General features: G+C 69.4%; 21 protein-coding genes. 12 read left to right on the top strand and 9 right to left on the bottom strand.

Going from position 1 to position 25942, the window contains the following annotated elements; genetic code table 11:
* Window positions 1-30: 30 nt before the first annotated feature.
* From AC3WOE_RS28505 to uvrA, 4 genes are all read right to left on the bottom strand, one after another.
* Window positions 31-2685: a S9 family peptidase gene (locus AC3WOE_RS28505; protein WP_492695577.1), complete on the bottom strand. Its 2655-nt coding sequence runs from the start codon at window positions 2683-2685 to the stop codon at window positions 31-33.
* Between the two features lie 147 nt (window positions 2686-2832).
* Window positions 2833-2994 carry a hypothetical protein gene (locus AC3WOE_RS28500; protein ID WP_492695504.1) on the bottom strand — a complete coding sequence of 54 codons (162 nt, stop codon included), beginning with the start codon at window positions 2992-2994 and terminating at the stop codon, window positions 2833-2835.
* Window positions 2995-3004: 10 nt separating this feature from the next.
* Window positions 3005-3397, bottom strand: a complete 393-nt coding sequence (locus tag AC3WOE_RS28495) for a hypothetical protein (RefSeq protein WP_492695502.1) — start codon at window positions 3395-3397, stop codon at window positions 3005-3007.
* A 99-nt stretch (window positions 3398-3496) separates the two neighbouring features.
* Window positions 3497-9124, bottom strand: a complete 5628-nt coding sequence (gene uvrA / locus AC3WOE_RS28490) for an excinuclease ABC subunit UvrA (protein WP_492695499.1) — start codon at window positions 9122-9124, stop codon at window positions 3497-3499.
* A 223-nt stretch (window positions 9125-9347) separates the two neighbouring features.
* On the opposite strand from uvrA, the gene AC3WOE_RS28485 reads away from it, so the two are divergent.
* Window positions 9348-9860, top strand: coding sequence for a response regulator (locus AC3WOE_RS28485; protein ID WP_492695497.1), 513 nt, complete (start codon window positions 9348-9350; stop codon window positions 9858-9860).
* A gap of 167 nt (window positions 9861-10027) precedes the next feature.
* On the opposite strand, the gene AC3WOE_RS28480 is transcribed toward AC3WOE_RS28485, so the two are convergent.
* Complete coding sequence (locus AC3WOE_RS28480) at window positions 10028-10753, bottom strand: response regulator (protein ID WP_492695494.1); 726 nt, start codon at window positions 10751-10753, stop codon at window positions 10028-10030.
* A gap of 131 nt (window positions 10754-10884) precedes the next feature.
* Between AC3WOE_RS28480 and AC3WOE_RS28475 the strand changes: the two genes are divergently transcribed.
* The 6 genes from AC3WOE_RS28475 to AC3WOE_RS28450 are packed head-to-tail and all read left to right on the top strand — an operon-like array spanning window position 10885 to window position 18377.
* Window positions 10885-11085 (top strand): hypothetical protein, encoded by a 201-nt coding sequence (locus tag AC3WOE_RS28475; protein WP_492695491.1) that lies wholly within the window; start codon window positions 10885-10887, stop codon window positions 11083-11085.
* Between the two features lie 10 nt (window positions 11086-11095).
* On the top strand, window positions 11096-11527 hold the full coding sequence (locus AC3WOE_RS28470) for a globin family protein (protein WP_492695488.1): 432 nt from the start codon (window positions 11096-11098) through the stop codon (window positions 11525-11527).
* 40 nt (window positions 11528-11567) lie between these two features.
* Entirely contained in the window at window positions 11568-13559 is a 1992-nt protein-coding gene (locus AC3WOE_RS28465; protein WP_492695486.1) for a hybrid sensor histidine kinase/response regulator, read from the top strand.
* Between the two features lie 41 nt (window positions 13560-13600).
* Window positions 13601-15106 (top strand): malonate--CoA ligase, encoded by a 1506-nt coding sequence (locus AC3WOE_RS28460; RefSeq protein ID WP_492695484.1) that lies wholly within the window; start codon window positions 13601-13603, stop codon window positions 15104-15106.
* Window positions 15107-15159: 53 nt separating this feature from the next.
* Window positions 15160-17781 (top strand): diguanylate cyclase domain-containing protein, encoded by a 2622-nt coding sequence (locus AC3WOE_RS28455; RefSeq protein ID WP_492695482.1) that lies wholly within the window; start codon window positions 15160-15162, stop codon window positions 17779-17781.
* A 44-nt stretch (window positions 17782-17825) separates the two neighbouring features.
* A complete protein-coding gene (locus AC3WOE_RS28450; RefSeq protein WP_492695480.1) occupies window positions 17826-18377 on the top strand; it encodes a hypothetical protein in 552 nt (183 codons plus the stop codon).
* Here AC3WOE_RS28450 and AC3WOE_RS28445 read toward each other — a convergent pair.
* Together AC3WOE_RS28445 and AC3WOE_RS28440 are read right to left on the bottom strand one after the other, a co-directional pair.
* Window positions 18374-18868 carry a hypothetical protein gene (locus AC3WOE_RS28445; protein ID WP_492695479.1) on the bottom strand — a complete coding sequence of 165 codons (495 nt, stop codon included), beginning with the start codon at window positions 18866-18868 and terminating at the stop codon, window positions 18374-18376. The genes AC3WOE_RS28450 and AC3WOE_RS28445 overlap by 4 nt on opposite strands.
* A 56-nt stretch (window positions 18869-18924) precedes the next feature.
* Entirely contained in the window at window positions 18925-19503 is a 579-nt protein-coding gene (locus AC3WOE_RS28440; RefSeq protein ID WP_492695477.1) for a hypothetical protein, read from the bottom strand.
* Window positions 19504-19605: 102 nt separating this feature from the next.
* Here AC3WOE_RS28440 and AC3WOE_RS28435 point away from each other — a divergent pair, with 102 nt between their 5' ends.
* From AC3WOE_RS28435 to AC3WOE_RS28420, 4 genes are all read left to right on the top strand, one after another.
* On the top strand, window positions 19606-21171 hold the full coding sequence (locus AC3WOE_RS28435) for a methyl-accepting chemotaxis protein (RefSeq protein WP_492695475.1): 1566 nt from the start codon (window positions 19606-19608) through the stop codon (window positions 21169-21171).
* 7 nt (window positions 21172-21178) lie between these two features.
* On the top strand, window positions 21179-22120 hold the full coding sequence (locus AC3WOE_RS28430) for a 4-hydroxyproline epimerase (RefSeq protein ID WP_492695472.1): 942 nt from the start codon (window positions 21179-21181) through the stop codon (window positions 22118-22120).
* A gap of 94 nt (window positions 22121-22214) precedes the next feature.
* Entirely contained in the window at window positions 22215-23369 is a 1155-nt protein-coding gene (gene cfa, locus AC3WOE_RS28425) for a cyclopropane fatty acyl phospholipid synthase (protein WP_492695576.1), read from the top strand.
* Window positions 23370-23399: 30 nt separating this feature from the next.
* Window positions 23400-24161 carry a cytochrome P460 family protein gene (locus tag AC3WOE_RS28420; RefSeq protein ID WP_492695471.1) on the top strand — a complete coding sequence of 254 codons (762 nt, stop codon included), beginning with the start codon at window positions 23400-23402 and terminating at the stop codon, window positions 24159-24161.
* Here the strand turns inward: AC3WOE_RS28420 and AC3WOE_RS28415 are convergent.
* Window positions 24127-24927, bottom strand: coding sequence for a spermine/spermidine synthase domain-containing protein (locus AC3WOE_RS28415; protein WP_492695469.1), 801 nt, complete (start codon window positions 24925-24927; stop codon window positions 24127-24129). The two genes, AC3WOE_RS28420 and AC3WOE_RS28415, sit on opposite strands and share 35 nt — an antisense overlap.
* A gap of 12 nt (window positions 24928-24939) precedes the next feature.
* Window positions 24940-25683 (bottom strand): YoaK family protein, encoded by a 744-nt coding sequence (locus AC3WOE_RS28410; RefSeq protein WP_492695467.1) that lies wholly within the window; start codon window positions 25681-25683, stop codon window positions 24940-24942.
* Window positions 25684-25746: 63 nt separating this feature from the next.
* Here AC3WOE_RS28410 and AC3WOE_RS28405 point away from each other — a divergent pair, with 63 nt between their 5' ends.
* Entirely contained in the window at window positions 25747-25935 is a 189-nt protein-coding gene (locus AC3WOE_RS28405; protein WP_492695465.1) for a CopG family transcriptional regulator, read from the top strand.
* The last annotated feature ends 7 nt before the right edge of the window (window positions 25936-25942 follow it).

Below are 25942 nucleotides of genomic sequence, written 5' to 3'. Positions count from 1 at the left end.
CAGGTCTTGAAGCCCTGCCCTCGCGCCGACTCAGGGCGCCGCGCGACCCAGGTTGCGCAGCCAGAAGGCCTCGTACTTGCGGTGCCAGCCGGCCGGCTTCACGATGCCGCCGAGAGCATGCACGCCGTCCGGGTCGAGGAAGAGTTCGACCAGGGACTCCTTGCCCGAATCCAGCAGCTCGCGGTAGACGTTGACCGTGTCCTGGTAGAGCACGTTGGGGTCCTGCATGCCGTGCACCAGCATCAGCGGATGCTTGAGGCCCTTGGCCAGCGGCAGCAGCGAGTATTTGCGCAGCACGGGCTTGGTCCGGTCGGTGGCCTTGCCGATGGTGCGGCCGCTGTACCAGCTGTTGTAGTTCTCCCATTCCGTCGGGCCCGCACCGGCGATGCCGGCGGCGAAGACGTCGGGGTGGGTGTACATCGTGTACTGGGTCTGGAAGCCGCCGAAGCTCCAGCCGTTCAGGCCGATGCGGGTGGCGTCCACGCCGTATTGCGTGGGCAGCAGCTTGGCCAGGTCTTCCAGGTCCTCGGCCTGGGGTTCGCCGGCGCGCTCCCAGTTGGCGTCGGAGAACTTGCGGCCGTAGTTGCTGTGGCCGCGCGGGTCGACCGAGACGGTCACATAGCCGTATTTGGCGGCCATGTACTGGCCGAACAGGTAGGCGGTGTTCTGGAAGCTGTCGACCTCGACAATGTGGCGGTCGTTCAGCGGGCCGCCGTAGACGTAGACGATGGCCGGGCGCTTGTCCGTCGCCTTCCAGCCGGCGGGCTTGAAGACATAGGCCTCGATGCGGTCGCCATGGCGGTTGGCGTAGTTGAAGCGCTCGGGCTGCAGCAGCTTGAGCTGGGCCAGGGCCTTGTCGCTGCTGTCGGTCAGCGTACGTGGCGCCGTCTTGCCGTCGGCGGCCAGCAGCTTGAGCTCGGGGCGCTGGGCCCAGTTGCCGGCATTGGCGGCCACCCAACGGCCGTCTTCCGACGACGCGGCGGCACGGTGGTATTCGCCGGCCGCACCCAGGGCCTGCGTCGCGCCGCTGGCGAGGTCGACGCGCAGCACATTCATGGCCGCCGTGTCGCCCTGGTTGGCCAGCACGAACATGGCCTTGCTGTCTGCCGTGAAGCCGACGACCTGGTGAGCCTCGAACTCGCCCTTGAGCAGCGGGCGCAGGGCCTGGCTGGCGACGTCGATGGCATAGGGCTGGCGCCAGCCGCCTTCGTCCAGCGTCAGCACCAGGGTCTTGGCGTCGGGCGTGAAGCGGGGATTGAGCACGTTGACGACCTCGTGGCCTACATCGCCGCGACGCTCCAGCACCATCTCGGGCTTGGCGCTCTCGTCGGCGTTGCCCAGGTAGACGCGCAACAGCTCCTTGTCGCGCTCCCAGGTCGTGAAGGCATAGTGGCTGCCGTCGCGGGCCCAGGCCACGTCGCTCATCTCGAACCAGACGTCGCCGCCGGCATTGGTGAACACCGGCTCGGCCTGCTTGCGCGGCGCTTCATTCGCGGCCGGCACCCGGCGGATGTAGAGGGCCAGCGGCTTCTCGGTGCGCTTGTCGTCCGAGACCTCGCGGTTGACCTTCTTGGCCGTGGCCCAGCGGTCGCTGTAATTCATGATCTCGACCTGGCGACCCGCCGGGGCCGGCTTGTCGTCGGCGCCCTTCAGCGGCGCCTTGCCCACCAGGGCCATCCAGCGGCCGTCCTCGCTGATGGTGGTCTCGGCGATCTTGTATTTCTTCTGCTGCTCGTCATCGCCATGGATGAGCTCGCGGTTGACGACCTGGATGCCGGCCTGCTTGAAGCTGGCGCGCAGCACGCGGGTGTCGTCGGTGAACAGCACGCCGGCGTCGTCGCCCGTGTAGGCCACCAGGCGCAACTCGCGCTGGGTGGCGACGATGGACGTCGGCGCGTTGTCCTCCGGCTTCCAGCGGTAGAGGCCGCCGCGGTACTGGAAGACCAGCTCGTCGGCCTTGTGGGCCCAGACGAACTGGGCCGCGCCGGGGTAGAGGTCGCTGGGCTTGAGCTTGTCGCGCGCCAGCTTCTTCTTCAGCTCGTCGCGCAGTTCCCAGGTTTCCTTTTCCTTGTCGTCCTTCTTGTCGGGCGACGAGGCGGCCGAAGCGGGTGCGGCAGCGGGGACCGGCTTGCCGGCGCGCTTGGCGGCCAGCGCGGCCATGGCCTGCTTCTCGGCGTCGGCCTCGGCCTTGTCGGCAGCCTTCTGCACGTCGTCCTTGGCCTTCCTGTCGGCCAGCTCCTGCTTCAGCGTGGCGAGCTGGGCGTTCTCCCACTGCGACAGGTCAACCTTGTCGCCGCGCAGATAGGCCTGCTGCGCGACCTCACGGGCCTGGCGCTCGGCGTTCTCGGTGTTGCGCTGCTTGAGCTTTTTGTCGAAGCGCTCCATGTCCTCGGGCGACTCGAAGCCAGCCATGACCTGGGGCGAGGTGACCCGCACCGTCTTGCCTGTCTTGGTGTCGTGCACCCAGAGGTCGGTGCCGGGCTCGCCAAAGGGACTCCACAGATAGGCCAGGTAGCGGCCGCTGCGGCTGAAGGCCGCTTCCTTGGCGTTCTCGCCGCGGTAGGGCTCGGCGCGGAAGATCTGCTCGAGGGTGGGGACGGTGGCGGGGGCGGTCTGCGCCTGCAGGGGCGCGGCGGCTGACAAGGCCAGGGCAAGGGCCAGGCTGCCGACGGCAGCGAAGGTCACGGGCTTCAAGGGGGTCTCCTGAGTTGGCCCCAGGGAAGCGCTGAACAGGCCTCGCGCGCGCCGCATGACGAGGCCTATTCAGCGCTTCCCTAAGGTTAGGGGCGGCGCATTTTAGGAAGCCTCCGCCCCCGGCCCATTCGTCACGGCCTAGAGCCAGTGGCTCAGTGCCGCGCCCAGGCCGGTGACACCACTGGAGGCGCCGATCAGCCAGACGTCGCGGCGGTCGTTGCGCAGGCGCCAGGCCTGCCAGGCGGAGGTGCCGAGCACGGCGGCGAGAAGGGCGAGGCAAATCGTCGAGGAATCCATCATTCGAGCGGGTTCAGGTTGAAGAGGAGAGGTGGGGCGCGCTGGATCGCGCCGACTTGCGCCACAGCGCGACGCCGACATGGATGGCCAGGCCGATCACCAGCAGCAGCAAGGCGCCCAGGGCCCACACCACCCAGGCCAGCACGGTGACGCTGCCCGACAGCGACGGCAGCGCGCCGGCCAGCGACTGCAGCTGCGGCGACAGGGTCTCGACCGTCGAGACCAGCCAGTCGCCCACTGCCGTCGGCAGCCAGTCCCTCAGCGACTCCGGCAGGCTCCAGCCGCCTGCGCCCAGCGTGCCGGCATGGGCCAGCAAGCCAGCGAGAAACGACTGCACGGCCACGACCAAGCCTGACCACAGGGCCAGCAGCAACAGGACCAGCACCCAGCCGACAAGAAAAGCCATCGCAGCGCTCCGTCAATCGAAGGCCGCAGTGTGCGCGACCCCGTGGCGGCGAGGAAGAAGCCGGCGGCTCAAGCAGGCTTCAGGAAAACCGAAGCGAACTCAAGCCACCCGTGCCAGCACCGGCTTCAGCGCCACCCCCGTATGGCTGCCGCTCGCCACCACCTGCTCCGGCGTGCCTTCGACGACGACACGCCCCCCCGCATCGCCGCCTTCCGGGCCCAGGTCCAGCACCCAGTCGGCCTCGGCGATGACGTCGAGGTCATGCTCGATGACGACGACCGAGTGACCGCCGGCCACCAGGCGGTGCAGCACGCGGATCAGCTTCTCGACGTCGGCCATGTGCAGGCCCACCGTCGGTTCGTCCAGCACATACAGCGTGTGCGGCGCCTTCTGGCCGCGGCGCGTGACGTCGTCGCGCACCTTGACCAGCTCGGACACCAGCTTGATGCGCTGGGCCTCGCCGCCCGACAGCGTCGGTGACGGCTGGCCCAGGGTCAGATAGCCCAGGCCGACGTCCTTCAGCAGTTGCAAGGGATGGGCGATGGACGGCATGGAGGCGAAGAACTCGACCGCTTCGTCGACCTCCATGGCCAGCACGTCGCCGATGCTCTTGCCGCGCCAGGACACACCGAGCGTCTCCGGGTTGAAGCGCTGGCCGCGGCACTGGTCGCAGGGCACCTTGACGTCGGGCAGGAAGCTCATCTCGATGGTCTTCATGCCCTGGCCTTCGCAGCCGGGGCAACGGCCCTCACCGGTGTTGAAGCTGAAGCGGCCCGGCGCATAGCCGCGCGCCTTGGACTCCAGCGTCTCGGCGAACAGCTTGCGGATGGCGTCCCAGAAACCGATGTAGGTGGCCGGGCAGGAGCGCGGCGTCTTGCCGATGGGGGTCTGGTCGACCTCCAGCACGCGGTCCACCTGGGCATGGCCCTCGATGCCGTCGCAGCCCACCCACTTGGCGGGCGCCTTGCGCAGCGGCACGGCGACGGCCATATTGGCCAGCAGCACGTCGCGCGCCAGCGTGGACTTGCCGGAACCCGACACACCGGTCACGCCGACGAGGCGCTGCAGCGGCACATCGACAGTCACGCCCTGCAGGTTGTGCAGGGCCGCATTCAGCACCTTCAGCCGGGGCGTGTCGGCGTCCACGGCGCGGCGATCCTGCAGCGGGTGGATCAACGGCCTGGCCAGCATGCGGCCCGTCGTCGAATCCGCCACCGCGGCCAGCTCGGCCGCCGTGCCCTGGGCGACGACGCGGCCACCACGTTTGCCGGCGCCGGGACCGATGTCGATGATGTGGTCGGCGCGGCGGATGGTGTCCTCGTCGTGCTCGACGACGACCAGGGTGTTGCCCTTGTCACCCAGCGTGCCGAGGGCCTTCAGCAGAATCTGGTTGTCGCGCGGATGCAGGCCGATGGTGGGCTCGTCCAGCACATAGCAGACGCCCTGCAGATTGCTGCCGAGCTGGGCCGCCAGGCGAATGCGCTGGGCCTCGCCGCCCGACAGCGTGGGCGCGGCGCGGTCCAGGGTCAGATAGCCCAGGCCGACTTCCTCGAGGAACTCCAACCGGCCCAGGATCTCGCTGACGACGTCGCGGGCGATGTCGGCATCACGGCCTTCGAGACGCAAGCCCTCGACCCATTCGCGCGCCTGGCCGACGCTCCAGGCCGCGACGTCGCCAATGCCCCTGTCGTTGAACTCGACGGAGCGCGCCGTCGCATTCAGCCGAGTGCCATGGCAGTCCGGGCAGGGCGAATCTTCCAGGCCCTCGACTTCGGCCTCCTCGGCCGGGAAGCCCTGCTCGCGACCGCGGTTGTCGTCGGCCTGGACGCTGTCGTCCAGGGCCTTGCGCTGCTCGCGCGTCAGCTGCAGGCCGGTGCCGACACAGCTGGTGCACCAGCCATGCTTGGAGTTGTAGGAGAACAGCCGCGGGTCCAGCTCGGGATAGCTGGTGCCGCAGACCGGGCAGGCGCGCTTGGTGGAGAACACCTTGACCGAGCCGACACCGGCGCCGGTGCCGCCATCGGCCAGGCTGAGGCCATCCAGCGGCGCCAGCACGTGCAGCACGCCCTTGCCGGCGTCCAGGGCCTTGGCCAGCAGCTCGCGCAGTTCGGCTTCGTGCTCGGGCGCGATGACGAGGTCACCGACCGGCAGCTCCAGCGTGTGTTCCTTGAAGCGGTCGATGCGCGGCCAGGGCGAGGTGGGCAGGAATTCGCCGTCCACGCGCAGATGGGTGTGGCCGCGACCCTTGGCCCATTTGGCGAGGTCGGTGTAGACACCCTTGCGATTCACCACCAGGGGCGCGAGCAGGCCGACGTGCCGGCCGCGGTAGTCGCGCATCAGCTGGGCGGCGATGGACTCGACGCTTTGCGGCCGCACCGGCGCTCCGTCGTTGACGCAGTGCTGCACACCCAGCTTCACGTAGAGCAGGCGCAGGAAATGCCAGACCTCGGTCGTCGTCGCCACCGTGCTCTTGCGGCCGCCGCGGGACAGGCGCTGCTCGATGGCCACGGTCGGCGGAATGCCCCAGACCGCGTCCACCTCGGGCCGGCCGGCCGGCTGCACGATGGAGCGCGCATAGGCGTTCAGCGACTCGAGATAACGGCGCTGGCCTTCGTTGAACAGGATGTCGAAGGCCAGGGTCGATTTGCCCGAGCCCGACACGCCGGTCACGACATTGAACTTGCCGCGCGGGATGTCGACGTTGACGCCCTTCAAGTTGTGCTCGCGGGCATTGACGATCCTGATGGCCTCGTCGGCGGCGCGGCGCGCCTTGATCAGGGCCTGCAGCGGGCGGCCCTCTTCCACGGCGACGGCCGGGCGGTCCATGTGCAGGGCGTAGTCGCGCAGGGCCGCTGCCGTATGCGAGGTCGGGTGTTGGGCCACCGCTTCGGGCGTGCCGACGCAGACCAGCTCGCCACCACCCTCCCCGCCTTCGGGGCCGAGGTCGATGAGCCAGTCGGCCGCGCGGATGACGTCGAGGTTGTGCTCGATGAGGATCAGCGAATGGCCGGCGCTGAGCAGCTTGCGCATGGCGCGCATCAGCTTGGCGATGTCGTCGAAATGCAGGCCGGTGGTCGGCTCGTCGAACAGGAAGAGCGTGCCCTTCTTGGCGACGCCGAAGCGCGGGCTGCTCGCCGCCTCGGCCAGGAAACCGGCGAGCTTCAGGCGCTGGGCCTCGCCGCCAGACAGCGTGGGCACCGGCTGGCCCAGCTTCACATACTCCAGGCCCACGTCGACGATGGGCTGCAGCTTGGCGACGACGGCGCGATGGGGGCTGAACAGGTCGACAGCCTCGGCGACGGTCAGCTCCAGCACGTCGGACACGCTCAGGTCGCGGCCCTTCAGGCTGAGCTTGACGTCCAGCATCTCGGCGCGGAAGCGCTTGCCGTCGCAGTCGGGGCAGCGCAGATAGACGTCGCTCAAGAACTGCATCTCGACGTGCTCGAAGCCCGAGCCGCCGCAGGTCGGGCAGCGGCCGTCACCGGCGTTGAAGCTGAACATGCTGGCGGTGTAGCTGCGCTCGCGGGCCAGCGGCGTGTCGGCCATCAGCTTGCGGATCTCGTCCCAGGCGCCGACATAGCTGGCCGGGTTGGAGCGGGCCGTCTTGCCGATGGGCGACTGGTCGACGAAGACGGCGTCGGCCAGATGGTCGGCACCCAGCAGGCGCTCATGCACGCCGGGCGTCTCGGTGGCCTTGCCGAACTGGCGGGCCAGGGCCGGGTAGAGCACGTCCTGCATCAACGTGCTCTTGCCCGAGCCGGACACGCCGGTGACCACCACCATGCGCTGCAGCGGGAACTCGACGCTGACGTCCTTCAGGTTGTGCTCGCGCACGCCTTCGAGGATGAGCTTGGGCGTGGACTCGTCCACCAGGCGCTTCAGCCCCATGCCGACATGCTTGCGCGCGCCGAGGTAGGCGCCGGTCAGCGTGTCCGCCGCACGGATGCTGTCGGGCGTGCCATCGAAGACGATCTGGCCGCCGCGCTCGCCGGGGCCGGGGCCCATGTCGATGAGGCGGTCGGCGGCCAGCATGACGGCGGGGTCATGCTCGACGACGACCAGGGTGTTGCCCGCGTCGCGCAGGCGCTGCATGGCCTGCACGATGCGGCCCATGTCGCGCGGATGCAGGCCGATGCTGGGCTCGTCCAGCACGAAAAGCGTGTTGACCAGCGAGGTGCCTAATGCCGTCGTCAGGTTGATGCGCTGCACCTCGCCGCCCGACAGCGTGCGGCTCTGGCGGTCCAGGGTCAGATAACCGAGGCCGACGTCGCAGAGATAGCGGCTGCGATGGCGGATCTCGTCCAGCAGCAGCTTCAGCGCCTCGTCCAGCATGGTGCTGGGCAGCTGCAGCTCGTCGACGAAATTGCGCAGCTTCTGGATGGGCAGCTGCATCAGGTCGTGCAGGCTCAGTCCCGGCAGCGCTTCGAGCTGCTCACGCGACCAGTCCACGCCCACCGGCAGGAAGCGCTGCGCCGCCGGCAGCGCGACATCCGCCAGCGCCTTCGAACCGACACGCCACAGCAGGGCCTCGGTCTTCAGCCGCGCGCCGCGGCAGCTCGGGCATTCGGTGTAGCTGCGGTATTTGGACAAGAGCACGCGGATGTGCATCTTGTAGGCCTTGCTCTCCAGGTAGTCGAAGAAGCGCTTGACCCCGTACCACTGCTTGTTCCAGTTGCCGTTCCAGTTCGGCGTGCCATTGATGACCCAGTCGCGATGGGCCGGGCTCAGCTCCTTCCAGGGCGTGTCACGCGGGATGCCGGCCTCGCCGGCGTACTTCAGCAGGTCGTCCTGGCAGTCCTTCCAGGCCGGCGTCTGCATGGGCTTGATGGCGCCGTTGCGCAGGGTCTTGCGCTCGTCGGGGATGACGAGGCCAAGGTCCACGCCGATGACGCGGCCGAAGCCGCGGCAGCTGTCGCAGGCACCGAAGGCCGAGTTGAAGGAGAACAGCGCCGGCTGCGGATCGGCATAGCGGATGTCGCTTTCGGGACAGTGGAGGCCGGTGCTGAAGCGCCAGAGTGTGGCGCCATCGTCACCGACGTGAACATTCACCCGCCCCATGCCGCGCTTCAAACAGAGCTCGATGGCCTCCATCGCGCGCTGCTTGTCGGCGCCGAGGATGCGGAAGCGGTCGGCGACCACGTCCAGCACTTTTTTACCTTCGACTTCGCGCTCGCCCTGCACCCGCGTGAAGCCGCTGGCGGACAGCCATTGCTGCACCTGCTCGGCCGAGGTGTTGCCGGGCAGTTCCACGGCGAAGGTCAGCACCATCCTGGGGTCGCCGTCGGCTTCGGCGCGCGCCATCAGCTCCACATAAATGCTCTGCGCCGTGTCATGCCTGACCGGCAAGGCCGTCTTGCGATCAAAAAGCTCCGCCGCGCGGGCGTAAAGCAGCTTCAAGTGGTCGTTCAGCTCCGTCATGGTGCCGACCGTGGAGCGGCTGGTGCGCACCGGGTTGGTCTGGTCGATGGCGATGGCCGGCGGCACGCCGTCCACCTTGTCGACGGCGGGTCGGTCCATGCGATCGAGGAATTGGCGCGCGTAGGCAGAGAAAGTCTCCACATAGCGACGCTGGCCCTCGGCATAGAGGGTGTCGAACACCAGGCTGGACTTGCCCGAGCCGCTCGGCCCGGTGACGACGGTCAGCTCGGCGGTGCGCAGATCGAGGTCGAGATTCTTGAGGTTGTGCTGGCGGGCACCTCGGATGCGGATCAGACCTTCAGACGACATGGGAGGGGGGTCAAAACGGCAAAGGCGAGCAGTGTAGGGAGCCGTGATGTCGAAAACTGTCAGCACTCGCAGCCGACGGGCGGTCGATTCAGGCGACATGGGCGGCGGTTATTCGCACCGTATTCGTGGGGCAAGCGGTTGCGCCGCGGCGCCGGCTGAGGCAACAATGGGCCACGGCCCCAGGACGGGCCTGATAAGAACAAGCTGACACAAGGACATGGGGATGGACAAGTCGAGGTTGCCCGAGCCAGCGCTGGCGCTGACTCCGTACTGGCTCAATGCCACCACCGAGGGTGCGGGTGTCGACGCGCCGCACCCCGACGAAGACGGCTCCTCCAAGAGCCAACGCCAAGCCCAGGTCCTGCTGGTCGAGGACAACCACATCAACCAGGTCGTCGCGCTGGAATTCCTGGCGCTGATGGGCATCCAGGCCCGTCTGGCCAAGAACGGCCTCGAAGCCCTGGCCGCTTGCGCCGAAGCCGCTCCCGACCTGGTGCTGATGGACATCCAGATGCCTGGCATGGACGGCCTGGAATGCGCCCGGCGCATCCGCATCCAGCAGCGCGAAGGCAAGCTGCCGGCCTTCCCCATCCTGGCCCTGACGGCCCACGCGCTGGACGCCGACGTCGCCGCCAGCCTCGAGGCTGGCATGGACGAGCACCTGACCAAGCCGCTGGACTTCGTTGCGCTGCGCACGAGACTGCAGCGCTGGTTGAAGTTGCCGATGGCGAATTGAAGCCCCTCGCCCAGTCTCGCCACGCTGAACGCGGGCAAGCCTAGTCGGTCCCCCGAGGGGACGGCGATGCTTGCGGCATCGAGCCGCAAGCACATCGCCAGACGGGCCGGCTCGGGAGCGGCCCAGCGCTCGGCCCGAATACAGGCACTACGGCCGCGACGATCAGATCAGCTGGCCGGAACGTAGACGTAGCCGACGTTCCTGACAGTCTTGATCACTTCCGGCTTGTCGGGGTTGCGCTCCACCTTGCGGCGCAGGCGCATGACGCGCAGGTCGATGCTGCGGTCGAACACATCCCAGCCGCGGTTGTGGGCCTGTTCCATGATCTGGTCGCGGTTCAGCGGCCGGTTGGGATGACGCGCGAACAGGGCCAGCAGGTCGAACTCGGCAGCCGTGATGTCGATCTCCTCGCCGCCGGCGCCGAACAGCTTGCGCTGGGCCATGTCCAGGGCGCAGGGGCCGAAGGCGACGCGCTCGGGGTCTGCACTCACCGGCGCCGGCGCAGCCGTCACCTGCAGGCGGCGCAGCACGGCACGCACGCGGGCCAGCAGCTCGCGCAGCTCGAAGGGCTTGGCCACGTAGTCGTCGGCGCCCACTTCCAGGCCGACGATGCGGTCGATGGCCTCGCCGGCCGTCGTCAGCATGACCAGGCCCAGGCGCGGATGCGATTCGCGCAGGGCCCGGGCCAGGGACAGGCCGTTCTCGCCCGGCATGTTGATGTCGAGCACGGCGACGTCGGGCACGCGCTCGGCCACCAGGGCGCGGGCAGCCGCCGCGCTCTCGGCCTGCATGACGATGAAGCCGCTGCGGCCGAAATATTCGGCCAGCAGCGCGCGCAGTTCGGGCTCGTCGTCGACGAGCAGCACGGTGGACGGGGCGTTGGTGTCTGCCATGGCGACGAATGATAGGCAGGCGCCGCGCCGCCGGGCGGCCTGCTGAAACAAACGCAACACACGGGCCCGCCGGTGAAGCGGCAGTGAAACCGGCGCCTCCGACAGTGGCGACACCCCAACCGGAGACCGCCATGCACTACCGCAGCGACAACCCCATGACCGACTGGCCGGAAACCATGGCCGTCATCTACCGCAGCGAGGCCTTCGCCGAGGACCTCGATGACCTGTCCACCCCGCCGGCCCCGGCCTGGCACCCCCTGGAGCGTCTCGTCGCGGCCCTGCCGCTGCTGTGCGTCTTCGCCCCGGCATTCGATGCCTATTTCCGCACCTGAGAGCCCTTCCATGACCCCCGAGCAAATCCACCTCATCCGCAGCAGCTTCGAGCCGCTCAAGCCCCTCGCCCCCACGGTGGCCGAGGCCTTCTATGCCCAGCTCTTCGCCCGCGACCCGGCCTTGCGCGCCCTCTTCCGCGGTGGCGACATGAGCGAGCAGGGCGCCCGCCTGATGCAGATGCTGTCCGCCGCCATCGAGCTGCTGGACCGCCCCCACTCGCTGAACCCGGTGCTGCTCAAGCTCGGCCAGCGCCATGCCGGCTACGGCGTCGTCGAGGCCCACTACGCCAGCGTCGGCGCGGCCCTGCTGGACACCCTGTCCGCCGGCCTCGGCGATGGCTTCACGCCCGAGGTGCGCGAGGCCTGGACGACGATGTACGGCCACGTCGCCCAGACCATGCAGCAGGGTGCTGCCGCTTCCACCGACGCGATCGCGGCTTGAGCCTACTTATCATCGGCGGCGCCCAGCGGAGAGCGCTTCAATGACCGATGACTTCCATTTCCATCCTGCGCCGGACGCCGGCGTCGGCGAGCTCGGCGGCGTGGTCAAGGCCACGCTGCCCCTGCTCGTCCAGCTGCTGGAGGCCGTGCCGGCCCGCGTGGTCGTCATCGACGTCAACGAATGCTTCGTCTGGGCCAACCACGAATTCTTCAAGTTCACCCGCCTGCATCCCAAGCAGGTGCTGGGCCAGCCCATCGGTCGCATCCTCGGTGACATCGCCTACGCGGGCTACAACGCCGTGCGCCAGCGCCTGGCCACCGGCCAGACCGTCGCCTGGGAGGGCTGGACCGAGCTCGCCGGCGTGGGCCGCCGCTATATGCGCGAGCACCTCGTGCCGGTGGACGTGCGCGAAGGGGTGCCCCAGGCGACGGTAGCCATCAGCCTGGACCTGACCGAGCTCAAGCTGCGCGACGCCCAGCTGTCGGCCAAGGTCGCCGAGCTCGAAGCCACGCAGGCCCTGAAGTCCTCCATCTTCGACAACGCCATGGCCGCCCTCGTCTCCACCGACGAGACCGGCCATATCGTCGAGTTCAACCCGGCGGCCGCGGGCATGTTCGGCATCCCGCGCGAGCAAGCCCTGGGTCGGTCGGTGGCCGACGTCATGATCCCGCAGCGGCTGCGGGCCGCCCACAACGCCGGCATGGCGCGCGTGACGGCCGGTGGCGAACAGCGCGTCATGGGCCGGCGCGTCGAGATGGCAGCACTGCGCGCCGACGGCACGGAGTTCCCCGTCGAGATGCTGCTGTGGCGCACCGCCGTCGGCAGCCAGACCTTCTACACCGCCTCGCTGTTCGACCTTTCCGAGCGCCAGACGGCGCAGAGCGAGATCGAGCGCCAGCGCGAAGCCCTGCGCCAGAGCGAGAAGCTGACGGCCATGGGCAGCCTGCTGGCCGGCGTGGCCCACGAGCTGAACAACCCGCTGTCCATCGTCATGGGCCGCGCCTCCCTGCTGGCCGAGAAGATGAGCGGCCATGCGCTGGCGGCCGACGCCCAGCGCATCCACGAGGCCGCCGAGCGCTGCGGCCGCATCGTGCGCACCTTCCTGAACATGGCGCGCAGCCGCCCGGCCAACCGCAGCGAGGTGGCGCTGAACGACCTCGCCACGGCCGCGGTCGACATGCTGGGCTATGTGCTGCGCAGCCATGGCATCGCCGTGACGCTGGACCTGCTGCCCGGCCTGCCGCCCGTCAAGGCCGATGCCGACCAGATCGGCCAGATCGTCCTCAACCTCATCGTCAATGCCCAGCAGGCCCTGGGCGCGCGCGACCATGGCCGGCAGCTGACGGTCTCCACCGGCGTGGCGCCCATGACCGACGGCGACCGCCGCCGCGTGCCACGCGTGTGGCTGCGCGTGCGCGACAACGGCCCCGGCATCCCGTCCGAGCTGCAGGATCGCATCTTCGAACCCTTCTTCACGACCAAGAGCGAGGGCGTCGGCACGGGCCTGGGCCTGGCGGTGTCACGCTCCATCGCGCGCGACCATGGCGGCGAGCTGACCCTGCAGGAAGACGGCGGCGGCGCCTGCTTCTGCCTGCAGATGCCCGTCAGCGGCGAGCCCGAAGCCAGCGAGACCGAGCCCGTGCCGCTGCCCGCGACCGATGAATGCAGCGCCCGCGTCCTGGTCGTCGACGACGAAGCCGAGATTGCCGAGCTCATCGGCGAGATGCTGTCGGGCGCCGGCTACGAGGTCATGACGGCCGAATCCGGTGCCGTGGCCCTGGCCATGCTGGCCGAGGCCCGCTTCGACGCCATCGTCAGCGACCTGCACATGCCCGACATCGACGGTGCCCAGCTGTGGCGCGAGGTCAGGCAGGGCCAGCCCCAGCTGGCGCGCCGCATGCTCTTCGTCACCGGCGACACCCTGTCGCCCATCGCCCGCCAGTTCCTCGACGAGGCCCGCTGCGACAGCCTCAACAAGCCCTTCTCCAAGCAGGAGCTGCTGGGCCGCGTGACGGCACTGCTGCAACCCTGAGCCCTGCCCATAATCCGCGCACCAAGATGGACTGAGCGGCCATGAATCTCTATTCCGCCCTGCGTGCCGGCTTCCCGGCCGATCTCGATGCGACGGCCATCGACAATGACCGCCTGCTCTACAGCTGGCGCGATCTCGACAACGGCAGCGCCATGCTGGCCAACTGGCTGGGCAAGCTGGCCCTGCCCGCCGGCAGCCGTGTCGCCGTGCACACCGACAAGAGCGTCGAGAACCTGATGCTCTACCTGGCCGTGCTGCGCGCCGGCTTCGTCTACCTGCCGCTGAACCCGGCCTATCACGCCGCCGAGCTGGAGCACTTCATCAGCGACGCGGCGCCCGGCGTCGTCGTCTGCGCGGGCAAGAACTTCGGCTGGGTCAGCAAGCTGGCCTTCCAGCGCGGCGTGCGCTGGGTCTTCACGCTGAACGACGACCGCAGCGGCACCCTGCTGGACCGCGCCGCGCAGATGCCGCTGGCCCATGAACCGGTGAAGCGCGCCGACGACGACCTCGCCGCCATCCTCTACACCAGCGGCACGACGGGGCGCAGCAAGGGCGCCATGCTCAGCCACGGCAATCTGCTGAGCAACGCGCAGACGCTCAAGACCTTCTGGGACTGGCGGCCCGACGACGTGCTGCTGCACGCCCTGCCCATCTTCCATGTGCACGGCCTCTTCGTCGCTTCCCACGGCGCGCTGCTGAACGGCAGCAAGATGCTGTGGTTCAACAAGTTCGAGGCCGGCGCGGTCGCGCGCCGCTTCCCCGAGGCCACCGTCTTCATGGGCGTGCCGACGCTCTATGTGCGGCTGCTGCAGGAAAAACAGCTCGACACGAAGAACATCCGCCTCTTCATCAGCGGCTCGGCGCCGCTGCTGATCGAGACCTGGCGCGACTGGCAGGCCCGCACCGGCCACCTCATCCTGGAGCGCTATGGCATGAGCGAGACGCTGATGCTGACCTCCAACCCCTGCAAGCCGGAAGATGGCGCGCGCATCGGTGGCACCGTCGGCCCGGCCCTGCCCGGTGTCGGCCTGCGCATCCTCGACGACGACGGCCGGCCCTGCGCGGTCGACGCGATCGGCCACGTGCAGGTGCGCGGCCCCAATGTCTTCAGCGGCTACTGGCAGATGCCGGAGAAGACGGCCGAGGAGTTCACCGCCGACGGCTGGTTCAAGACCGGCGACGTCGGTCGTATCGGCAAGAACGGCTATCTGACGCTGATCGGCCGCAGCAAGGACCTCATCATCAGCGGCGGCTTCAATGTCTACCCGGCGGAGATCGAGGGCTTCCTGAACGAACTGCCGGGCGTGGGCGAATCGGCCGTCATCGGCGTTCCGCATCCGGACTTCGGCGAGGCCGTCGTGGCCGTCATCACGCCCGCCGGCCAGCCCGACCCGGAAGGCCTCATCAAGGCGCTGAAGGAGCGCATCGCCGGCTTCAAGGTACCCAAGCGCGTCATCGTCGCCGCCGAGCTGCCGCGCAACGCCATGGGCAAGGTGCAGAAGAAACTGCTGCGCGAGCAGCACGCCGGCCTGTTCAGCGCGAAATAGCACCGCCCGCTGGCGGGGCTGCGGCGCAAAATGAGCCGCAAACCCCGCCCGCAATGAGCGACGCCCCACCCCTCGCCGAGCCGCCGCCGCTGGCCCGCCGCCGCCGCTGGCGCGAACGCGCCCTGCTGCTGGCGCCGGCCCTGGCCTTCGGCTCCGTCGTGCTGACGATCTGGGTCGTGGTGGGTTGGTATGCCGTCGAGAAGCCGCGCGAACTGCTGGCCCAGCAGCGCCAGGAGCTCGCCACCGGCGTGCGCGCCGTCGCCATGCAGACCGAACCGGTGCTGCGTCAGGCCGAGAGTGCGCTGCGGGTCGTCGACCTGTGGCTGCTGACGCGACGCGGCGACCGCCCGCTGGCTGACTCCATGCTGCGCCAGTTCGTCGACAGCGTGCGCAGCGGTTCGCGCCAGCTCGTCGACATCGTCCTCGTCTCACCCACCGGCAAGGTGATGCGGCTGCAGGCCGGCGCCGAGGACGACGACGCCAGCATCGCCGGCACCGCGGCCTTCGGCGAGATCGCCGGCCTGGTGCCCGAAGGCATCACCCTGGGCCTGCCGCTGCGCCTGGGCGGCCATGGCGACGACGGCCGCCTGCGCATGCCGCTGCTGATGCGGCTGTCCAGGCCGCTGGACGACTACGAGTTCGTCATGGCCACCATCGACCTGCAGCGCCTGCACGACGCCCAGGGCCTGTTCACGCCGCTGCCGCCCTCCTCCCTCGTCATGCTGCGCGCGGACGGCCTGGCCCTGTCGCGCCGGCCCGAGGTCCCCGGCTTCGCCGGCCGCAACCTGTTCGAACAGTTCCCCACGGCCCGCCGCGACCTCAGCGGCCACGAGGGCTTCTACGCCAGCAGCGGCGCGGCCACCGACGGCCGGCCGCGCGTCGGCGCCTTCGTCACCCTGTCCGACTACGGCCTCAAGCTGCTGCTGTCCGGCGCCGAGGAGGATGTCCTCGAACCCTTCGGGCGCCAGCGCAGCCTGCTGCTGGCCGCCGCCGCGATCGCGACCCTGGGCCTGGTGCTGCTGGCACGCTGGCTGGGTCAGCTGCAGCGCGCGGCACGGCTGCGCGAGGCGACGCTGCAGGCCACCAGCAATGCCATGCCCCTGGGCCTGTTTCGCACCGACGAGACCGGCCGCATCGTCTACGTCAACGACAGCTATCTGCGCGTGCATGGCCTCAGGCGCGAGGACATCGCCTGGGGCTGGACGACACTGGTGCATCCCGAGCAGCGCGACATGCTGATCCAGCGCTGGAAGCATCACATGGCCACCGGCGAGCCCATCGACATGGTGCGCAAGATGAAGCGCGGCGACGATGGCCGCATCCGCTGGATCGCCGTGCGCACGGCGCCGCTGTACTTCGGCGGCAAGGTCGCAGGCCAGTCCGGCACCGTCGAGGACGTCACCGAGCGCGGCGAGCAGGAAAAGGCCCACAAGACGCTGGCGGCCATCTTCGACATGACGCCCGACTTCGTCTGCCAGGCCCACGAACAGGGCGCCCTGAGCTATCTCAATCCCGCGGCCCGCGCCCGCCTGGGCATGGCCGCGGACGCGCCGCTGGACGACGCCCACATCGCCGACTATTTCTCCGCCGAGCAGCTCGACCTCTACGAGAAGTTCGTGCTGCCCGAGGCCCTGCGCCAGGGCCATTGGCGCGGTCGCGTCAGCGTGCAGCTGGGCCAGGCCCGCGTGCCGGTGGACTGCCTCATCATCATGCACCGCGACCTGCGCGGCCGCATCGAGACCATCTCCGTCATCCTGCGCGACATGTCCGAGCAGGTGCGCGCCCAGCGCGAGCGCGAGCGCAGCGAGGCCATGCTGCTGGCCGTCGCCCACACCGCGCAGGCCCAGTTCCTCGTCGGCGACACCGAGGGCCGCGTGATCTTCTTCAATGCCGCCTTCGAGGAGCAGCGGCGCGTGCAGCTCAAGGACTGGGTGGGCCGGCCGCTGGCGGAGCTCTTCGGCGCGCCGGCCTACGCCCGGCGCGCCGAGCTGATTGCCGGCGCCCTGGCGGGCGAGACGCGCCGCCTGGATCTCGCCGACGGCGGCGAACGCGACGCACGCAGCTTCGACGTGCAGTACGCGCCGCTGCGCGTGCAGAGCGGCAATATCGAGGGCCTGATCGCCATCGAGGTGGACGTGACCGAGGCCCGGCGCGAGGAGGCGCGCCTGCGCCTGGCCTCGCAGACCGACGCCCTCACCCAGTTGCTCAACCGCGCCGGCTTCGAGGAGGGCGCGCGCCACCTGCTCGATCAGGCCCAGGGCCAGCGCGTCGCCCTGCTCTACCTGGACCTGGACAAGTTCAAGCCCGTCAACGACCAGCACGGCCACCCGACCGGCGACGCGCTGCTGAAGGCCGTGGCCCTGCGGCTGCGCCATGCGCTGCGTCCGACCGACCTCGCGGCCCGCCTGGGTGGCGACGAGTTCGCCGTGCTGCTGCCGCAGATCCACGCGGCCCAGGCCGCCGCCGCGGTGTCGGCCAAGCTGCTGCAGGCCATCAGCGCGCCGTATCACATCGGCGAGCTGGAACTGGAGATCGGCGTCAGCGTCGGCTACTGCGTCGCGACGACGGGCACGGCCAGCCTGGAGCAACTGGTGGAGAAGGCCGACGCAAGCCTGTACGAGGCCAAGCGCGCGGGCCGCGGCTGCTGGCGCGGCGGCGAGCTGACGGGGCCCTGAAGACCGTCCGCCCAGGGCACGCCCCCAGCCGGTAAGCTGCGCCCATGAGGATTGCATGCATAGGCTGGGGCTCGGTCGTGTGGAAGCCGGGGGTGCTGCACTGCGCCGCCCCCTGGCAGACCGGCGGGCCGAGCCTGCCCGTCGAGTTCGCCCGCACCGCCCAGGATGGCCGCCTGACGCTGATCCTGCTGGACGGCGTGCCGTTGGTGCCGACCCGATTCGTCGAGCTGTCCTATGCCACCGGCGAGCAGGCCCAGGAAGCGCTGGCGGGCCGCGAGGGCAGCGGCGTCGAGTCCATCGGGCTGTGGCCGGGTCCCGAGCCGAAATATCCCGTCGGGGCGGCGGCCGTAGCCGCATGGGCCGCCACCAGCGGCTTCGACGCCGTGGTCTGGACGGCGCTGCAGCCCAAGTTCCGCGGTGTCTTCGGGCAGGTGCCTGAAGACACCGACGACGTGCTCCGCTACCTTCGCGAACTCGACGAGGAGACGGCGGCGCGCGCCCGCGAATACGTCTGCAACGCGCCGCCGGAAGTGCGCACGCCCTATCGTGCGGCCATCGAGGCCGCGCTGGGCTGGCTGCCCGCCGGTGAACCCTAGGCAGCGACGCCGTTCTTGATCTCGCCGAGGGCCAGCTGCAGCACGCGCGCGTCGCTGCTGGCGCGGTGGCGGGTCAGGCGCTGGCGCTGGCGCACGACGTCGACGACGCCACGCCAGTGCAGGGCCTCGGCTTCGTTGAGCAGGCCACGCAGATCGTCCAGCTTGAAGCGCAAGCCCACGCCAGCAGCGTCGTAGAGGCGCGCCAGCCACGGGTAGTCCTGGCCCCAGCCGTCGCAATAGACGGTCTGGCCGGCCAGGCGGGCGTTGAGCTGCTCGGCCATCCAGCGCACCGGCCGGCCGTGGCGCCGCAGCAGCTCGCGGCTGATGCCGTGCAAGGCCTCGGCGCCGGCGTCCCAGTGCTGCCATTCGGGCTCGGGAACGATCAGGCCGCAGAACAGGGCGCCCTCGCCACTGCAGAAGCCGATCTCGATGGGATAGCTGCCGCGGCCAAAGCCCGAGGCTTCGATGTCGAGGATGGCAGGCAGCTGCATGCGGCCGAGTATCAAGCGGCCGGATGCGGAAGTTACACAGGGTTGTCGCCGAGACGCTAGCCCGGCTCGTTCTCGATCACCTGCTCGGACTCGAACAGCTGCACGGCCGCGCGCCCGACCTGGCGCGTGTCCCAGTAGGCATAGGCGCCGACGCCGGCCGCGCCGACCAGGGGCACCCAGCGTGACAGGGCACGGCTTGCCGCCTTCTTGCCCAGATGCACGCCGACCGCCTCGGCCGCACGCTGCAGCAGCAGCTGGGCGGCCGGCCGCACGATGATGCGCTCGCCGACCCGAACGCCGAGATCACGCAGGGCCTGCGCCGCCGTGTGGCGGAACAGGCACCACAGCATCTGCGCCGGGCCGAGTTCGGCGCTGCGGCCATACAGGGCGGCGATGTCGGCGACGAGCTGGCGCTGGATATGCCAGACGGCCAGCATCTCCGGCGCGATGGTGGCCCAGCCCAGCGGCCCGGGTGGCAGGGCCAGCGTACCGGCAGCCAGGCCGGCCTTGGCCGCGGCGCCCTCGATGGCGCGCGCCGCAGCATCCTGGGGCCGCGGGCTGGGCGCGCAGTCCGCCAGGGGCGGCTCCACCACCAAAGCGAGGACTTTTTCACCCAGATTGCCCGTGACAGCCATGACCGTTCCGCCTTACGCTGCACCGCGCTTCGCGATGCGATGGCAGAGGATGACACAAGACGGGCAGCCCGAGCCGGCTCGTCCAGCCACGGGAGAAACAACATGCGCTTTCTGAACGACCTGCGTATCGGCCGCCGTCTCGGGCTCGCCTTCGCGTTGTCCATCATGTTCAGCGTGCTGCTGGCCGGCTACGCACGCAGCCAGTTGCACCAGATCAACGCGGCCCTGGAGCTGATGGTGGAGGACCGCATGGTCAAGGTCCAGCAGCTCGAGCAGATCAAGGACCATGTCAACGAGATCGCTCAATCCGTGCGCGACGTCGTCATGCTGAGCGACGAGGCCGCCAAGAAAAAGGAACTGGCCGACGTGACAACCGCCCGCGCCGAGATCTCCGCGTTGGAGAAGAAGCTGGATGCCATCCAGGACCCGCAGGGCCGCCAGTTGCTGGCCGCGGCGGCGCAGGCGCATTCACCTTATGAAGCGTCGGTGCAGCGCGTCATCGATCTCGGCATGAAGAACGAGGCGGATGCGGCCCGCGATCTGCTGCTGGCCGAGACCCGGGCCCTGCAGGACCGGTATTTCGCGGCGATCGAAGCCCTGGTCGGCTATCAGAAGACCTTGATGCATGAGGCTGCCAAGACGACCGACAACCATGTCGACTTCGCCGCCGTTGCCGTGGTCGTGGCTGCCTTGGTGGCCGCGGCCGTGGGTGCGGTATTGGCGGTGCTGATCACGCGTTCCGTCGTCACCCCCATCGATGAGGCGGTGGCCGCTGCCGAGACCGTGGCCACCGGCGACCTGCGCCTGCGCCTGGACACCAGTCGCAAGGACGAGCCGGGCCAGCTGTTGTGCGCGCTGCAGAAGATGAACGATGCGCTGGTGACCATCGTCGGCACCGTGCGCGGCAATGCCGACAGCGTCGCCACGGCCAGCGGCCAGATCGCCGAGGGCAATGCCAGCCTCAGCCAGCGCACCGAGGAGCAGGCCAGCAGCCTGGAGGAGACGGCCGCCTCCATGGAGGAACTGAGCGCCACCGTGAAGCACAACACCGACACGGCCCGCCAGGCAGCGCAGATGGCCGACAGCGCCGCACGCGTCGCCGAGACGGGCGGGCAGGTCATGGTGCAGGTGGTCAGCACCATGGAGCAGATCACGACCAGCTCCCGCAAGATCGCCGACATCATCGGCGTCATCGACGGCATCGCCTTCCAGACCAACATCCTGGCCTTGAACGCCGCCGTGGAGGCCGCGCGGGCCGGCGAGCAGGGCCGCGGTTTCGCGGTGGTGGCCGGCGAGGTGCGCACACTGGCCACGCGCAGTGCCGAGGCGGCGCGTGAGATCAAGTCGCTGATCGGCGCCAGTGTCGAGCGCGTCGACGCCGGCCACAAGCTGGTCGGCGAGGCCGGCCGCACGGTGGACGAGGTCGTGACCCAGGTGAAGCGCGTGGCGGACCTGATCAGCGAGATCAGCGCGGCCAGCGGCGAGCAGAGCAAGGGCCTGGGCCAGATCGGCGAGGCCGTCAACCAGCTCGACCAGGTCACGCAGCAGAACGCCGCGCTGGTGGAGGAGAGCGCCGCGGCGGCCGAGAGCCTGCAGCACCAGGCCAGGCAGCTGGCCGAAACGGTGGCTGCCTTCAAGCTGGACGGTGCCGTTGCCAGACCGCTCTGATCCCGCCATGAAGCGCATCCAGATCATCGACTCCCATACCGGCGGCGAGCCGACGCGCGTCGTCGTCGACGGCTTCCCCGATCTGGGCGGCGGCGGCATGGCCGAACGCCGCGAGCGCCTGGCCCGCGCGCACGATGCCTGGCGCCGCGCCACGCTGCTGGAGCCGCGCGGCAGCGAAGTCCTCGTCGGCGCCCTGCTGTGCACACCGCAGGATCCGGCCCACACGGCCGGCGTCATCTTCTTCAACAACACCGGCTACCTCGGCATGTGCGGCCATGGCACCATCGGCCTGATCGTGACGCTGGCGCATCTGGGCCGCATCCAGGCGGGCGACCACATCATCGAAACGCCGGTGGGCGACGTGCGCGCCACCCTGCACGCCGATGGGCGGGTCAGCGTGCGCAATGTGCCGGCCTATCGCCTGGCCGCGGGCGCCAGCGTGCAACTGCCGACCGGCCAGACCGTCACTGGCGACATCGCCTGGGGCGGCAACTGGTTCTTCCTTTGCGCCGACCATGGCCAGGCCGTGACACCCGACCGCGTGGCGGCGCTGACCGACTACGCCGCCATGGTGAGCGAAGCCCTGCATGCGCAGGGCCACCGCGGTGCCGACGGCGCCGTCATCGACCACATCGAGCTCTTCGTCGACGTCGACCCGGCCCTGGCCGATTCGCGCAGCTTCGTGCTCTGCCCCGGCCGCCAGTACGACCGCTCGCCCTGCGGCACCGGCACCAGCGCCAAGCTGGCCTGCCTGGCGGCCGCGGCCAGGCTGGCGCCCGGCGAGGTCTGGCGCCAGGCCAGCGTCATCGGCAGCGTCTTCGAGGGTTGGTACGAGCTGGATGCGGCCAGCGTCGTGCCCACCATTCGCGGCCAGGCCTTCATCAGCGCCGAAGCGACGCTGCTGATTGATCCAGATGACCCGTTCGGCTGGGGGCTGCCGGGCAGCTGATTCAGCGCCCCTATCGCGGGCATTGACACTTTGAGACCGCAAGCCGTGCGGCCAGGAGGCAAACTTGCCACGAGCCCTCGAGTCCTTGCCGCACATGCTGTCCGTGCCCGCCCTCCCTCTCGAAGCGCCGACCATCCTGCGCGAACTGCTGGCGCGCGCCGACGTGCATTTCAACGGCGGCCGGCCCTGGGACCTGCGCGTCAACCACAACCGCCTCTACCACCGCCTGCTGACGCAATGGTCACTCGGTGCCGGCGAGTCCTACGTGGACGGCGACTGGGACTGCGAGCGCCTGGACATGATGTTCGAGCGCCTGCTGCGTGCCGACCTCGACCGCACCGTGCCCGGCCTGGCCAAGCTGCAGCTCGTCATGGAGAGCCTGCGCCAGCGCCTCTTCAACCGCCAGAGCGTCGAGCGCGCTCACCAGGTCGGCGAGCGTCACTACGACGCCGGCAACGACGTCTTCGAGGCCATGCTGGATTCGCGCATGATCTATTCCTGCGCCTACTGGGAACATGCCGCGGATCTGGAGGAGGCCCAGCAGCACAAGCTGGCCATGATCTGCCGCAAGCTCGAGCTCCAGCCGGGCGAGACCCTGCTGGACATCGGCTGCGGCTGGGGCGGGCTGGCGCGCTACGCGGCCGAGCACCACCGCGTGCGCGTCACCGGCATCACCGTCAGCAGGGAGCAACTGGCCCTCGCCGAGCAGCGCTGCCAAGGCCTGCCCATCAGGCTGCTGCTGCAGGACTACCGATCGCTGCAGGGCCGCTTCGACAAGATCGTGTCGGTCGGCATGTTCGAGCATGTCGGCCTGAAGAACTACGCCACCTACTTCGACACCGCGCGCCGCCTGCTGGCGCCCGACGGCCTTTTCCTGCTGCACAGCATCGGCGTGGACCGCCGCGCGCCGCACACCGATCCCTGGATCGAGCGCTACATCTTCCCCAACGGCAAGCTGCCCTCGCCGGCCGAACTGGCTGGCGCCGTCGAAGGCCGCTTCCTCATCGAGGACTGGCACAACTTCGGCCCGGACTATGACCGCACGCTGATGGCCTGGGCCGAGCGCTTCGAGGCCGCCTGGCCGCGCCTCGCGCCCCGCTACGAAGAGGGCTTGCGCCGCATGTTCCGCTACTACCTGCTGAGCTGCGCCGGCTTCTTCCGCTCCCGCCAGGGCCAGCTGTGGCAGCTGGTGCTGAGCCGGCCGGAGCGGCGCGGCGCCTATCGCTCCTTCCGTCCCGCAAAGGCTTAAGCTCGCGGCTCCGCCGTCACGGAGCCCGCCATGCCCCTGCACCGCCCCCTGCTGCTGGCCGCCCTCTTCGCCAGCTCCGCCACGCTGGCCGAAGCGCCGCCCGCCAAGGTCGCGACCTGTCAAGCCTGCCATGGCGCCGCGGGTGTCAGCGTCGCGCCGGACATCCCCAATCTCGCCGGCCAGAAGGCCACCTATCTGTCGCGCCAGCTCGAAGCCTTCAAGGCCGGCACGCGCAAGAACGACCTGATGGCCGCCATCGCGGCCCAGCTGTCGACGGACGACATCAAGGTGCTGGCGACCTACTGGAGCAGCCTGCCGCCCTCTCCGGCCGATGCGACGCCGGCCGCGCCGCATGCGGCAAGCCTGTCGGCCATGGCCCTGCCCAAGGACTTCCCGCAGGCGTTCGTCGAATACAAGCGCGAGCAGGACGAGGCCAACAAGACGCTGACGCTGCGCTATGCCAACAAGCTGGCCGTCGATGCCGCGCGCGCCGGCAAGCCCTTGCCCGAAGGATCCATCCTGCTGACGGTCAACTACACGCCGCAGATCGCCGCCGACGGCCGCTGGACGCCGGGTGCGGTCAAGACCTACGTCGGCATGGAGACCCGTGCCGGCTGGGGCGATGCCATCCCGCCGCTGCTGCGCAACGGCAACTGGAACTACGGCGTCTGGAGCGCCGACGGCACGCCCCGCATTGCCCTGCAGCAGCCACGCTGCCTGGCCTGCCACCAGCCCAAGGCAGCGGACAGCTATGTGTTCACGCTGGCAGCCTTGAAGGGCGCGAACCCGTAGCCGCTTGTTCGCCGCGGCGGCGCTGCTGCAGTGCGTCCGCCACCTGCGCGAATGCGGGCACGAGCTCGCCCCAGGCGTGGCGGTCGAACCGCCCCGGCCGACGCGGTACGCCGGGACGCGCGCCCTCCGAAGTGACGCCGGGTCCGGCAAATGCGATGGTGTTGCTGCACTCGCTGTCGCTGACGAAGAGCACGTCGTCGTCGAAGGCCTTCTCGATGCGGGCGGCATGCAGGGCGAACTCGGGGTGGGCGGTGTGCAGATTGACCACCAGCATGCCGTCGGCACGCAGGATGTCGCGGCAGTCGTCGTAGAAGGCCTGCGAGCACAGCGCCGGCGGCTGCCCCTCGTGGTCGAAGCCGTCCACGAGCAGCACGTCCAGCCGGCTGCGGCCCTGGCGCACGAAGTCGGCGCCGTCGCCGCGGCGGATCTGCAGTCGCCCGTCGTCGGGCGGTATGCGGAAGTCGTCGCGCAAGGCGATGACGTGGGGGTTGATCTCGACGACCTCGAGGTGCGTCCCCGGCAGGTGGCGGTGGCAGAACTTGACCAGCGACCCACCACCGAGACCGATCATCGCCAGCCGCTCGGGCTGCGGCACGAACAGCAGGAAGGCCATCATCGTGCGCGTATAGGCGAGGTCCAGCGCATGAGGACGGTCGATGCGCATGCGGCTCTGGATCTCGCAGATCGAGAAGTGCAGGGCCTTGCTGTCCAGGGTTTCGTAGACGAAGGGCTTGATGAACGGCGTGGCGTCGGCGGTATCGGGCATAGGGAACAGGATTCAGGCGCGCTGCAGGTCGACGATCAGCGGCGGCGACGCCATCAGTACCAGCAGCAGCGCGATGGGAAGGGTGGCCGTGAAGCCGAAATGCTTGAAGGCCAGGGCGCCGACGACGCCGCCCAGGAAGAACAGGCCGAGCACGATGCCGTGGATTCGCAGCTTGTCGCGGTTGGCGCGCACGAAGTGCACCGAGCCGGGGTCGGTCGAGCGGTTCCAGTAAAGCAGGCGGCCCAGCTCGATGCCCAGGTCGGTCACCACCCCTGTCATGTGGGTGGTGCGAATCTCGGCCTGCGAGATCTTGGTCACGATGGCGTTCTGCAGGCCCATGATGAAGCACAGCAGCAGCACGGCCGTCGGCACCAGCAGGTGTGCCAGCGTGCTGAGATGGGCGCCGAGCAGGCCGAACAGCAGCAGCAGGCCGGCTTCCAGCAGCAGGGCCAGGGCGTATTTGCCATGCATCTGGCGGCGCCGCGCCCAGTTGATCAGCACAGCCGTGCAGGCCGCGCCTGCAGTAAAGGCCAGCAGCGAGGCCAAGCCCGCCAACGCCAGCGCGAAGCCACCGGTGGCGAGGTCGTCGGCCACGCCGGAGATCACGCCCGTCATGTGCGAGGTGTAGCGCCGCACCGCCAGGAAGCCGCCCGCATTCACCGCGCCGGCCACGAAGGCCAGCACCGCCCCCAGTTGCCGGTTGGCCGACCGCGTGCGGTGCTTGCCGGTGAGGCGGTGGAGGAAGGTGATCGTCACAACACGAATTTAATGTGATTTAACCTTGAATGCAATTATCATATTATTAACATAGGAGCCGACATGGAGCAGAAAACCGCACGCCTGACGGTCTTGATCGATCCGAACAAGAAAAAGGCTTTCGAGACGCTTTGCGCCCAGCAGGACGTGACGCCCTCGCAAGTCGTGCGGCGACTGATCCGCGATTACCTCGTGGCCCACGGCGCGGCGTTCACGCCCGCCGGCAGCGAGGATGGCGCCGCCGGCGGCTGAGCCGAAC

The organism is Roseateles sp. FW305-36 (assembly GCF_058787015.1).
Note: the sequence above shows the minus strand (reverse complement) of the source record. Positions and strands in the feature narration are given on the sequence as shown.